A 10,947-nucleotide genomic window follows, 5' to 3' on the forward strand; every position below is an offset into this window, starting at 1 on the left:
CCCTTCGGGCGTGTCCTCAATCGCCGGACGGGCTCCAATGGAGTCCCTCTGGGGGTCCCCCCACGCCCGCAGGGCGTAGGGGGAGATTGAGGAGCGGGGGTTCGGGGGCAGAGCCTCCGATTCGGGAAGGGGCGGGCCGGGGCACCGGCCCCCGGCTCAGGGGCTGAGCCGGCGGCCCAGCGCGCTCGTCGCCGTCGAGCTCTGCATCGTGAACGCGACCGTTCCCGGCAGATACCGGTCCTGCGACCACTCCACCGGCGACCCCGCCGGGTCGGTGGAATGCCGCCGCTCCCGCAGCAGCGCCTCCCCGGCCCGGCAGCCCAGCAGCTCCGCGTCGTCCTCGTCCGCCTGCACCAGATCGATCGTGTGCCGGGCGTCCGCGAACAGCACGCCGTGCAGCTCCAGTTGCTCCGAGTACGAGACCGTGTCCAGCGGCATTCCGGCGACCAGCTCGCCGATCCGCTCCGGATATGTCGTGCGCTCCACCATCACCGGGGTGCCCGAGAGCGTACGCAGCCGGCGCACCCGGTACACGATCGCGCCGTCCGCAAGGCGGAGCTTCTCCGCCTCCTCCTCGTTCGCCGTGACCCGGTCGAGCGCCACCACCCGGCCCCCCGGCTCCTCGCCGAGAGACCGTGCCCAGCGGGTGAAGCTGCGCAGCTCACCGAAGCTGTGCAGGCGCGGCGCGCCGAGCACCACTCTGCGGGTACCGCGCCGCGAGGTGATCAGCCCGTCGGTGCGCAGCGCGGCGAGCGCCTGGCGCACCGTGCCCCTGGACACGCCGTAACGGCGGGCCAGTTCGTCCTCCGCGGGCAGCTTCGCCCCGGAGCCGTACTCGCCGGCCGTGATGGCGGTACGCAGATCGGCGGCGACCTTCAGATACAGCGGCGTCCTCTGCCGTCCTTCGCTCACGCGCTCACCCTGTCATGTCGCCTCGTCATGGCACCAGCGAGCTCAGCAGCTCGGGGTCGACGTCCGCGAGCGACCGAGCGAGGGTCACCCCGTCGGCAGCCGCGAGCGGTTCGGTCGAGGGCACCGCCAGGACGCGGCAGCCCGCCGCACGGGCCGACGCGACACCCGTGGGGCTGTCCTCCACGGCGACGCACTGAGCCGGGTCGGCGCCGAGCGCCGCGGCCGCCGCCAGATACGGGTCGGGCTCCGGCTTCGTCCGTACGGTGTCCTCGGCGCCGAACAACGCGTCGAAACGATGTCCGTCCAGCGTCCCCGCGACCTGCTCCACGACCGCCCGCGGCGATGCCGAGACCAGCGCCGTCGGCACGTCCTGCGCGCGCAGCGCGGCGAGCAGCCGCAGCGCGCCCGGGCGCGGCTCGACCGCCGCCGAAAGCCGGGCGGCGAATTCCGCGCCCAGCTCGGCGGCGAGTTCCTCCTCCGGCGCGCCCAGATACGTGTGCAGCATCGCCGCGGTGTCCCCGACCGAGCGGCCCGTCACGGCCGTACGCCGCTCGGCGCCCAGGGTGCGGCTGCGGCGCTCAGCCGCTGATTCCACGACATCGAGCCAGACGCCCTCGGTGTCGACCAGGGTGCCGTCCATGTCGAACAGCACTCCTCGCAGTGCGCTCACTCGGCGCCGCCACGGGTGACCAGGACGGGTCGCTCCTGCGGGCGTACGGACACGGCCGCGCCCGGCGTGAGTTCCGCCGCGGCGTGCGTCGGCACGTCCGCCTTGACGACCGTTCCGTCGGGGAGCGTGACCCGCACCCGGGTGGTGGGGCCGTGGAAGGCGGTGCCGGTGACCCGGGCCGGGCCGTCCGCGTCCACCACGACGTCCAGGGCCTCGGGGCGGATCAGCGCATGCACCGCGCCCGGCGCGGGCGTGTCGCCCTCGACGGGCAGCCGGGCACCGAGCACCTCGACCAGACCGCCCTCGACCGCCTGCGCGGGCACCCGGTTCATGGTGCCGATGAACTCCGCGACGAAGTCCGTCGCGGGGCGCGCGTACAACTCGGTCGGGGTGGCGCACTGTTCGAGCCGGCCGCCGTTCATGACCGCGACCCGGTCGGCCATCGACAGCGCCTCCTCCTGGTCGTGCGTGACGAACACGGTGGTGATGCCCAGCTCCAGCTGCAGCCTGCGGATCTCCTCCCGCAGGGTCACGCGCACCTGTGCGTCGAGCGCCGACAGCGGCTCGTCGAGCAGCAGCAGCCGGGGGCGCAGCGCCAGCGCGCGGGCGAGTGCGACACGCTGCTGCTGGCCGCCGGACAGCTGGTGCGGGAAGCGGTCGCCATGGCCGGGGAGGCCGACGAGCTCCAGCAGTTCGGCGGCGCGCGCCCGCCGCTCGGCCGCGGACACCTTGCGCATCCGCAGTCCGAACCCGACGTTGTCGGCGGCCGTGAGGTGCGGGAAGAGGCTGTACGACTGGAACACCATCGCCGTGTCACGGCGGTTGGCGGGCACCGGCACGATGTCCTCGCCGTCCAGCAGCACCTGGCCCTCGTCCGGCCGCTCGAAGCCGGCGAGCACCCGCAGCGCGGTGGTCTTGCCGCAGCCGGACGGGCCGAGCAGGGCGAGCAGTTCGCCTGGTGCGACGTCCAGGTCGAGGCCGTCGAGGGCGACGGTGGCGCCGAACGCCCGGCGCAGTCCGCGCAGCCGCAGATCCGCGCCGGTGCGTACCGGCGTTTCGAGCATCGTCATCGGGAGGTCTTTCCTTCTGAGGTACGAGGGGTGCGAGCCGAGGTACGAGCAGCCCGGGGGGCTCGACGGCGGCGGTTGCCCAGCGTGGTCAGCGCCAGCAGCAGCACCCAGGTCAGCAGCAGGCTCAGCAGCGACACGGCGACCGAGAGGCGGGCGTCGGAGCCGGACGCCTGCACGATCCAGACCGCGAACGGCTGGAAGCCCAGCAGCGAGGCGACGGTGAACTCGCCCAGCACCAGGGCGAGGGTGAGGAACGAGCCGTTCAGCAGCGCGCCGCGCAGATTGGGCAGCACGGCCGACACCAGCGCGCGCGGCCAGGAGGCCCCGCAGTCGCGCGCGGCCTCCACCAGGGTGCGCACGTCGACGGAGCGCAGCCCCGCGTCCAGCGCCCGGTACACGAAGGGCAGCGCCATCACCGTGTACGCGAGAACGAGCACGAACGGGAAGTCCGGGTTCTGCACGGCCACGAACGTCTGGTACAGCGGCGTCGTCGACAGCTTCTCCGGCCCCCAGCGCAGCACCGTCCCGATTCCGGCGGTCAGTGCCACGGGCGGTACGACCAGCGGCAGGGTGCAGACGATCTCCAGCACGGACCGCAGTCGCGGGGCCGAGAGCCGGGCCGCGACCGCCGCGGGGACGGTGAACAGCAGGACGAGGACGACGGTCGCCGCGGCCAGTCCGAGGGAGAGCAGCAGACTGCCGGTGAAGCCGGGCGCGCTGATGATCCTGGTGTACGAGGACAGGGTCAGGCCCTGTCCGGGGATGTCGAGCGTGAACACGGCGGAGGCGATCAGCGGCACCAGGAAGTACACCCCGGCGACCAGCAGCACGGCGGAGCGGGTCAGGCGAGCCATCGGGTGCTCCTTCGCTGCAGGGGCAGATGGACGGCCATCACCAGCGCGGCGACCAGCACCATGTCGAGGCTGAGGGCGAGCGCCACGTTCTCCTGGCCGACGAGGACGTTGCCGGAGAGCGCGTCGGCGATCTGGAGGGTGACGAGCGGCACCGAACTGCCGACCATCGCCGCGGCGGTGGCGTAGGCCGCGAAGGCGCTGCCGAAGAGCAGCACGAACCCGCCGAGGAGGGTGGGCATCAGCACGGGGATGCCGATGTGCCGCCAGTACTGCCAGGTGGAGGCGCCGCAGTCGCGAGCCGCCTCCCGCCACTGGGCGCGCAGTCCGTCGAGCGCGGGCGCCACGGTCAGCACCATCAGCGGCACCAGGAAGTACAGATACGTCAGTGCCAGTCCCCAGAAGCCGTAGAGCGACCAGCCGTGCTCGCCGAGGCCGAGCCGGGTGGTGAGGACGCCCGCGTTGCCGAGGGTGGCCACGAACGCGAAGGCGAGCGGTACACCGCCGAAGTTGGCGAGCACGCCGGACGCCGTGAGCACGGCCTCGCGCAGCGCGCGGCCGCGCGAGCTGACCACGGCCTGGGCGAGGAGCAGCCCGAAGAGTGTGCCCGCGGCGGCGGTGAGCGCGGAGAGCCTGACGCTGCCGAGCAGGGCGGTGCGGTAGGCGCCGTCGACCGAGCGGGTCAGATTGCCGAGGCCGTACCCGCCGGCTGCGCCGGTGGCCGGGTCCGTGACGGTGAAGGCACCGTCGGCCATGGCCAGGGCGGGCAGCCCGAAGGCGACGGCGACGAGGAGGAACAGCGGCACGGCGGCGAGCCAGGCCCAGGAGTGGCGCCCGCGGTGCCTGCGGCCGCCGGGCCGGGGGCCCGCGCCCGCGGCCGGTGAGGTACCGGCCGAGGCGCGGGCGGGGGAGTGGAGCAGGGTCATCGGCGGATCACCCGGAGACGGCCGCGGCCCAGCCGGACGCGAGGGTCTCCTTGGCCTTGGCGGTCTGCTGCTCGGTCGGGAACTTCGGGGTGCCTTCGACGGCCGGGAGGGCGGCCGCGGCCGCCTTGTCGATGGTGCCGTCGGCGGTCATCGCCGGCATCAGCACCGGGCGGGCGTAGCCCTTCAGCCACAGGTTCTGGCCCTCGGCGCTGTACAGGTACTCCTGCCAGAGGCGGGCGGCGGCCGGATGCGGGGCGTCCTTGTTGATCGCCTGCGAGTAGTACTGGGCGTAGATGCCGTCGGAGGGGACGGCGACCTGCCAGTCGATGCCCTTGGGCTTGAACTGCCCGGCGTAGCCGGAGTTCAGGTAGTCCCAGTCGATGGTGATCGGGGTCTCGCCCTTCTCGACCGTGGCCGGGGTGGCCTCGACGGGGTTGAAGTTGCCGTTCTTCTTCAGCTTCCCGAAGAAGTCGATACCGGGCTGGATGTCGTCGAAGGAGCCGCCGTTGGCGATGGCCGCGGCGTAGACACCGCCGAAGGCGGAGCCGGACTTGGTGGGGTTGCCGTTGAGGGCGACCTGGCCCTTGTACTGGGGCTTGAGCAGATCGGCGAAGGTCTGGGGGCAGACCTTGACGCGCTTGGCGTCACAGCCGATGGAGACATAGCCGCCGTAGTCGTTGAACCAGCGGCCCTGCGCGTCGCGCTGCGTCTCGGGGATCTTGTCGAAGGCGGTGACCTTGTACGGGGCGGTGAGGCCCTGGGCGCCGGCCGCCTGGGCGAAAGCGGCGCCGAGGTCGAGGACGTCGGGGGCGCGGTCCTGGCCCTTGCGGGTCTTCACCGCGTTGATCTCGTCCTGGCTGGAGCCGTCGGGGTTCTCGACGTTCACCTTGATGCCGTACTTCTTGGTGAAGCCGTCGATGATCGCGCCGTAGTTGGCCCAGTCGCGGGGGATGGCGATCGCGTTGAGCGTGCCTTCCTTCTTCGCGGCGGCGACCAGGGCGTCCATCCCGCCCGCGTCGGCCGCCGAGGCCGCGGAGCCGATGTTCTTGCCACCGGCGGCACCGGCACCCTTGTCGGGTGCGGCACCACAGGCCGTGAGCGTGAGGGCGGTGAGTCCAAGGGCGCCGATGAGCGCGGCGGCGCGGGCGGGGCGGGTGGTGCTGGTCACGCGTACTCCAGGAGGGAAGCCGAAGCGGGGCCGAAGCTGTATGGACAACTGTTGTCCATACAGCTCCGTCATTACGGGGGGTCGTGGTGTCCCGACGGTGAACGCGAGGCATCGTTGGCGGTGCGATTACCGGGCGGATCGGGGATGCCCCCACGGGCCGGGCGGGTGGCCAACGGGCTGGGTGGGACGCCTCACGGGCCGGGCGGAGTGGCCCACGCGTCGGGCGGAGTGGCCCACGCGCCGGGCGGAGTGGTCCACGGGCCGCGCGGGGTGGCCGGATTCGGCCGTGCGCCCGCCGAGGAGTGCCGGGCCCGGGTGCGCAAGCGCGGGCCGGCAGGACACGATGGGGTGATGATCAGTTACGCGAGCACCTCACGCACCGCCAGGATCTCCTCCGGCCTCACCCTCCACTACCACGAGGCCGGTCCTGTGGACGCGCCCGCGCTCGTCCTGTTGCACGGGGGCGGTCCCGGTGCCTCCGCATGGTCCAACTTCGGCCGGAGTCTTCCCTTCTTCGCCGAGCGGTTCCGCACTCTCCTCGTCGACCAGCCGGGCTTCGGCGCGTCCGACAAGCCCGTGCCGGACCGCGACTACTACACGTTCAGTGCGGACGCTGTCGCCGCACTCATGGACGAACTCGCCCTGGAGCGTGCCCATTTCCTGGGAGTCTCGCTGGGCGGCGGCGCCGCCGCCCGACTGGCCCTCGACCACCCGCAGCGGGTCGGCAGGCTGCTGCTCGTGAGCCCCGCCGGCCTGTCCGTAGGGCTGCTGTCGCCGGAACCCACCGAGGGGATCAGGCGCCTCGTCGACTTCGCGACGGCCGCCGAACCGACGCGCGACCAGATGCGTGCCTTCCTGACCACCCTGGTCCACGACCCGGCCGTCGTCACCGACGAGCTCGTCGAGGAGAGGTACGCCCGGGCCATGGACCCCGAGGCCCGCCTCGGCGGCGCCCGGGTGGGCGCCGCGCTGGCCCGCCCCGACCTCCAGCAGGACATGATGCTGTGGCGCGAGGCCGCTCGCGTGGACCGTCCCACCCTGCTCGTCTGGGGCCGCGAGGACCGGGTCACTCCGCTCGACGGCGCCCTGTTCGCGCTCAGGTCCGTGCCGGACGCGCGGCTGCACGTCCTTCCCCGCTGCGGCCACTGGGTGCTGGCCGAGGCGTCCGCCGAACTGCACCGCCTGGCCGCCGACTTCCTCACCGACCCGAGCGGGTCCTGACCGGGTACGGAGGCGACGGAGGGTGTCCCGGCGTCCGGGCGCGCCCTCCCACGCCTTCGGTGTTCGAGACGGTTTCGTCGTACCGGCCGTCCCGCCGCGCGCCCCGGGCGGCCGGAACGGCTCGGTGTGCCGGCGCGCCGACGCGCCGGCGGTGCGAGGGCCCGTGCACCGGCCCGTCCGCCGTGCCGTGGGGCAGCGCGAGTCGGCCGCGCGCTCGGGCCGCGTCCGCGGCGCCCCGGTCAGCGCGACCGGGGCACGACCGACTCCAGCCGGCGCCTGACGCGCTCGTCCTCGACGTACTCCAGGGCCTCTTCGGCGATGGAGTAGGCATAGCCCTCCGGGTCCTCGTCCGCGAGGATGCGGGTCAACGCCCCGACGGCCCGCGGATCCTGACGCATCGCCAGGCCGCAGGCCGCCTCCGCCTCCGTGTCCGTGTCGTCGTCGCCGAGGCGGTCGGCGAGTGCCGTCCGGATCTCCGGGGTGTCGGCGTCCACGCCGGCGAGCGCCATCGTCGCCCAGTCCCTGACCCGCTCGTCACCGTCCCGGCTCAGCGCGATCAGCACCTCGATGCCCTCGCTGTGCCCGCCGGGCACCAGTCCGCCGAGCGCCAGCGCCACCCGGTACCGCACATCGGGGTCCGGGTGCGCGGCGTGCCGCAGAATCTCCGGCAACGCGGCCGGATCCCCGTGGTGCCCGAGGCCCAGCACCGCCGACTGGATCACCTCCGGCTCCGTCGACTCCCGTGCCAGCTCCCGCAGCAGCGGCACCACCCGTGCCGACAACCCAGCGTGCTCTCCGGGTGTCCCGTCCCCGCCGGACGCCTCGTGCCATGATCCGGTTGCCCCCTTTCCGGCGGGCCCCTCATGCTCAGGAGCCTTGTGCCGGGAGGCGCCGTGGCCCCCGGACGCCCCGTACGGCTGGCCCTGGCCGGCCGGGCCGCCGCCCTCCGTACGCGGCGCACCCACCAGCCCCAGCTGGGCCAGCACATCCGCGGCGAACGTCTGCCGCAGCGGGTCGTCGCTGCCGCACCACGCCGCCGCGGCCCGGAAGGTCTCCTCGTCGGCCCGGTGCCACAGCGCGGCGGCCGACTCGGACCAGTCGTCGCCGTACGGGTCGCCGGACCTCAACGCCCGCCCCGCCAGTTCCTCGAACGGGGCCCGTACGTCCAGCTCCTTCTCCAGAAGCGTGGCAATCGCCGCGTGCCCGGTCTGCTGCTCGTTCCCGGCCACCTGGCCGTCGCCGTGGAACAGCTCCACGACCACCGTCACCCCGCCGTCCTCCTCGACGCGCCGGGACACCGTCTCGTACCCGTCGCCGTACGTTTCCTCCAGCCCCCGGCGCAGCTCCGCCTCCACATCGGTCGCCAGCCATCTGCGGGCCTCCGCGAGAGCCTCCGCCGTCGCCCGGGCGCCGTGTTCCAGCAGGGCGCGGACGCAGGAGGGGGACCCGCGCCGGACCGCCGTCACCAGAGGGGACTCCCCACCGGGGCCGGGCAGGTCCGGGTCGGCGCCCGCCGACAGGAGGACCTGCACGGCCTGGGCGTGGCCCTGCCGGCAGGCCCATGTCAACGCTCGGAACCCGGCGTCCTCCTCCAGATCGGGCCGCGCCCCCGCCGCCAGCAGCGCCCGCATCGCCTCGGTGCGCCCCCACACCGCAGCCCCGCACAGCGGCAGCTCCGCGCCGTCCGGGCCGCTCGCCCGGTCCGGGTCGGCCCCGGCCGCGAGCAGCAGCCGGACCGCGCCCGCACGCCCCCGGGACGCGGCCGCGTACAGCGCCGTCGTCCCGTCCTCGTCGGCCGCCTCGGCCGGCGCACCCGCCCGCAGCGCCCGCACCACCGCGTCGTCGTCGCCGTACAGGGCCCCGAAGAGCCCTCCGGCCAGGTCCGGACCGTTCGAGCCGTCCGGGCCGTCCGCGCCGTCCGCGCTGTGCAGGTCAGGGTCTTCGGTCCTCATACCGAAAACCCTACGGAAACCCCCTCAGGTGTCGCATTCGAGAATCGTCCGGCACAACGCGCAGCGCGCGCGAACCCGCCCCCGCACCGGCACCCGGATGCGCTGGTGGCACGTGGGACAGGGGAACGACACCCGCAGCCCCCCGCCCGGCGCCCGCTCGAAGGCGTACGGCGTGCCGTGGCCGGGACTCCCCGGACCCGGGTGGTCCTGGGCGTACCGCCGGTCCTTCGCATAGCGCCGCCGCCCGTTCCACCCGGCCGCGGACAGCGGCGGCTGCTGCGCGTCCCGCAGCGCCTGCGCCCGGCCCTTCGTATAGGCCGTGTAGCCCTGCGGGCTGGTGAACCAGACCGATGGATCCTCGCCGAAGACCAGTGCGCGCTTGGCCAGCACGTACCCGAATTCCTCCGGCGTCAGATAGCCCAGTTTCTGGCTGGAAACCTCGTCCTCGCGGTACGCGTCCAGCAGCAGCCACCCCGCCCCGAGATACGTCGTCACCGTGTCCGTGAGGATCTCGTTGTCGCGGGTGCCGGGGAACCTCAGGTCCAGCCGGTGCAGCAGCACATGCGTGATCTCGTGCGCGAGAGCCGCCCCGATGTCCCGGCGATGGGTGCGGAAGCGGTCGTTCAGTTCGATGAAGTACTCCGGCCCCGCCGCGAGTTCCACACTCGCGGCGTGGTGCATCTCCCGGAAGCTCACGATCATCCGGGCCTCCGGCAGCCGCAGCTGATGCACCAGCGCATGGGCCACCCGCTGCGCCCCGAGATGCAGATCGTCCTGGTCCGAGAAGGCGACGTCGGCCGGGGAGACGCTGCTCGCGTAGGCGCGCACACCGTCGTACGACAGCCGTTTGTGCAGTGCGGTGATCGCCACCCGCACGGTGTCGAGATGCGGGAAGCCGTGCACGACCTCGCTGCCGTTCGTCACGCCCGTACCCCCTGTGGGTGCTGTACGAAGCCGGCCCTCACAGCAGCCTGAACGACGGTCGGCCGCTCTCAACTCTACGGCGCTCCGCGCTCCCTTCGCGCCGAGACGTATGGCCGAAAAGTGCGCCTTGTGGGCCGCCTGGCGGCCTCCCCATAATCCGGACCACGCCTTGACGAGCCCATGCCACAAACCCGACGGCACGGGCTCGGCCTGCGTGTACGTGTAACCCCCCACGAAAGAAGGCAGACCCTTGAACAAGCTCATACGCGTCCTCAAGAGATGCGCTGCCGCCGGCGCCGTCATACTCGCGGCCGTCAGTCTGCAGCCCACCTCCGCGTTCGCCGCCCCGCCGCCGGTCGTCGGCGGAACCCGCGCCGCCCAGGGCGAGTTCCCCTTCATGGTCCGGCTCTCCATGGGCTGTGGCGGCTCACTCCTCACCCAGCAGATCGTCCTCACCGCCGCGCACTGCGTGAGCGGCTCCGGCAACAACACGAGCATCACCGCCACCGCCGGAGTCGTGGACCTCCGCAGCCCCAGCGCCATCAAGGTCAGGTCGACCAAGGTCCTTCAGGCCCCCGGCTACAACGGCAACGGCAAGGACTGGGCGCTGATCAAGCTCGCCCAGCCGATCAACCTGCCCACGCTGAAGATCGCCGACACGACGGCGTACAACAACGGCACCTTCACCGTCGCCGGCTGGGGCGCGGCCCGTGAGGGCGGTGCCCAGCAGCGCTACCTGCTCAAGGCGCAGGTCCCCTTCGTCTCCGACGCCTCCTGCAAGCAGTCCTACCCGAGCCTCATCTCCAACGAGGAGATCTGCGCCGGCCTGACCCAGGGCGGCGTCGACACCTGCCAGGGTGACTCCGGCGGCCCGATGTTCCGCCGCGACAACGCCGGAGCCTGGATCCAGGTCGGCATCGTCAGCTGGGGCGAGGGCTGCGCACGGCCCAACCTCCCCGGTGTCTACACCGAGGTCTCCACCTTCGCCTCCGCGATCAGGTCCGCGGCCGCGACGCTTTAGGTCGTGTCTTCAAAGTCCCGTCTGCCCGGCGGCGCCTGGCACGCACTCCCCCGTAGCCCTTCGGGCACGGAGGTGCCCCCAGCACCAGACGCCGCCCGGCCCGCCCTTCGGGCGGACGACGCTACTTCGAAGACACTCCCTAGTGCCCCTCCCGGCAAGCTTTGCCCTGTCGCGCCGCCCGGCACGCACCCTCGCTGCGTTGGCCAAAAGCCCTGGTAGCTCCGCTACAAGG

10 protein-coding genes are annotated in these 10,947 nt (G+C 73.0%); 2 read left to right on the forward strand and 8 right to left on the reverse strand.

Going from position 1 to position 10,947, the window contains the following annotated elements; genetic code table 11:
* Nucleotides 1–156: 156 nt before the first annotated feature.
* Genes ACZ6ZQ_RS12595 through ACZ6ZQ_RS12620 form a run of 6 tightly spaced genes read right to left on the reverse strand, consistent with a single transcriptional unit; the run spans nt 157 to nt 5,597 of the window.
* Nucleotides 157–912, reverse strand: coding sequence for a GntR family transcriptional regulator (locus ACZ6ZQ_RS12595; protein ID WP_469768507.1), 756 nt, complete (start codon nt 910–912; stop codon nt 157–159).
* 25 nt (nt 913–937) lie between these two features.
* A complete protein-coding gene (locus ACZ6ZQ_RS12600; protein WP_469768508.1) occupies nt 938–1,582 on the reverse strand; it encodes an HAD family hydrolase in 645 nt (214 codons plus the stop codon).
* Nucleotides 1,579–2,652 (reverse strand): ABC transporter ATP-binding protein, encoded by a 1,074-nt coding sequence (locus ACZ6ZQ_RS12605; protein ID WP_469768509.1) that lies wholly within the window; start codon nt 2,650–2,652, stop codon nt 1,579–1,581. The genes ACZ6ZQ_RS12600 and ACZ6ZQ_RS12605 overlap by 4 nt, the downstream gene beginning before the upstream one ends.
* A complete protein-coding gene (locus ACZ6ZQ_RS12610; RefSeq protein ID WP_469768510.1) occupies nt 2,649–3,506 on the reverse strand; it encodes an ABC transporter permease in 858 nt (285 codons plus the stop codon). The genes ACZ6ZQ_RS12605 and ACZ6ZQ_RS12610 overlap by 4 nt, the downstream gene beginning before the upstream one ends.
* Complete coding sequence (locus ACZ6ZQ_RS12615) at nt 3,494–4,429, reverse strand: ABC transporter permease (RefSeq protein WP_469768511.1); 936 nt, start codon at nt 4,427–4,429, stop codon at nt 3,494–3,496. Before ACZ6ZQ_RS12615 ends, ACZ6ZQ_RS12610 begins: the two co-directional genes overlap by 13 nt.
* A gap of 7 nt (nt 4,430–4,436) precedes the next feature.
* Nucleotides 4,437–5,597, reverse strand: coding sequence for an ABC transporter substrate-binding protein (locus ACZ6ZQ_RS12620; protein WP_469768512.1), 1,161 nt, complete (start codon nt 5,595–5,597; stop codon nt 4,437–4,439).
* 351 nt (nt 5,598–5,948) lie between these two features.
* On the opposite strand from ACZ6ZQ_RS12620, the gene hsaD reads away from it, so the two are divergent.
* On the forward strand, nt 5,949–6,818 hold the full coding sequence (gene hsaD / locus ACZ6ZQ_RS12625; protein ID WP_469768513.1) for a 4,5:9,10-diseco-3-hydroxy-5,9,17-trioxoandrosta-1(10),2-diene-4-oate hydrolase: 870 nt from the start codon (nt 5,949–5,951) through the stop codon (nt 6,816–6,818).
* Nucleotides 6,819–7,057: 239 nt separating this feature from the next.
* Here the strand turns inward: hsaD and ACZ6ZQ_RS12630 are convergent, their stop codons facing one another.
* Together ACZ6ZQ_RS12630 and ACZ6ZQ_RS12635 are read right to left on the reverse strand one after the other, a co-directional pair.
* Nucleotides 7,058–8,770 carry an ankyrin repeat domain-containing protein gene (locus ACZ6ZQ_RS12630; protein WP_469768514.1) on the reverse strand — a complete coding sequence of 571 codons (1,713 nt, stop codon included), beginning with the start codon at nt 8,768–8,770 and terminating at the stop codon, nt 7,058–7,060.
* 24 nt (nt 8,771–8,794) lie between these two features.
* Nucleotides 8,795–9,694, reverse strand: coding sequence for a hypothetical protein (locus ACZ6ZQ_RS12635; protein ID WP_469768515.1), 900 nt, complete (start codon nt 9,692–9,694; stop codon nt 8,795–8,797).
* A gap of 250 nt (nt 9,695–9,944) precedes the next feature.
* Between ACZ6ZQ_RS12635 and ACZ6ZQ_RS12640 the strand changes: the two genes are divergently transcribed.
* The gene (locus ACZ6ZQ_RS12640) at nt 9,945–10,715 is read left to right on the forward strand and encodes a S1 family peptidase (protein ID WP_469768516.1); all 771 of its coding nucleotides are present in this window, start codon (nt 9,945–9,947) and stop codon (nt 10,713–10,715) included.
* Nucleotides 10,716–10,947 lie beyond the last annotated feature (232 nt).

This window comes from Streptomyces sp. NPDC053673 (genome assembly GCF_055585225.1).

What these genes read in the sequence shown, in the direction of transcription:
- ACZ6ZQ_RS12610 (WP_469768510.1), bottom strand. Translation starts at nt 3,506, where the DNA reads ATGGCTCGCCTGACCCGCTCCGCCGTGCTGCTGGTCGCCGGGGTGTAC.
- ACZ6ZQ_RS12615 (WP_469768511.1), bottom strand. Translation starts at nt 4,429, where the DNA reads ATGACCCTGCTCCACTCCCCCGCCCGCGCCTCGGCCGGTACCTCACCG.
- ACZ6ZQ_RS12630 (WP_469768514.1), bottom strand. Translation starts at nt 8,770, where the DNA reads ATGAGGACCGAAGACCCTGACCTGCACAGCGCGGACGGCGCGGACGGC.
- hsaD (WP_469768513.1), top strand. Translation starts at nt 5,949, where the DNA reads ATGATCAGTTACGCGAGCACCTCACGCACCGCCAGGATCTCCTCCGGC.
- ACZ6ZQ_RS12605 (WP_469768509.1), bottom strand. Translation starts at nt 2,652, where the DNA reads ATGACGATGCTCGAAACGCCGGTACGCACCGGCGCGGATCTGCGGCTG.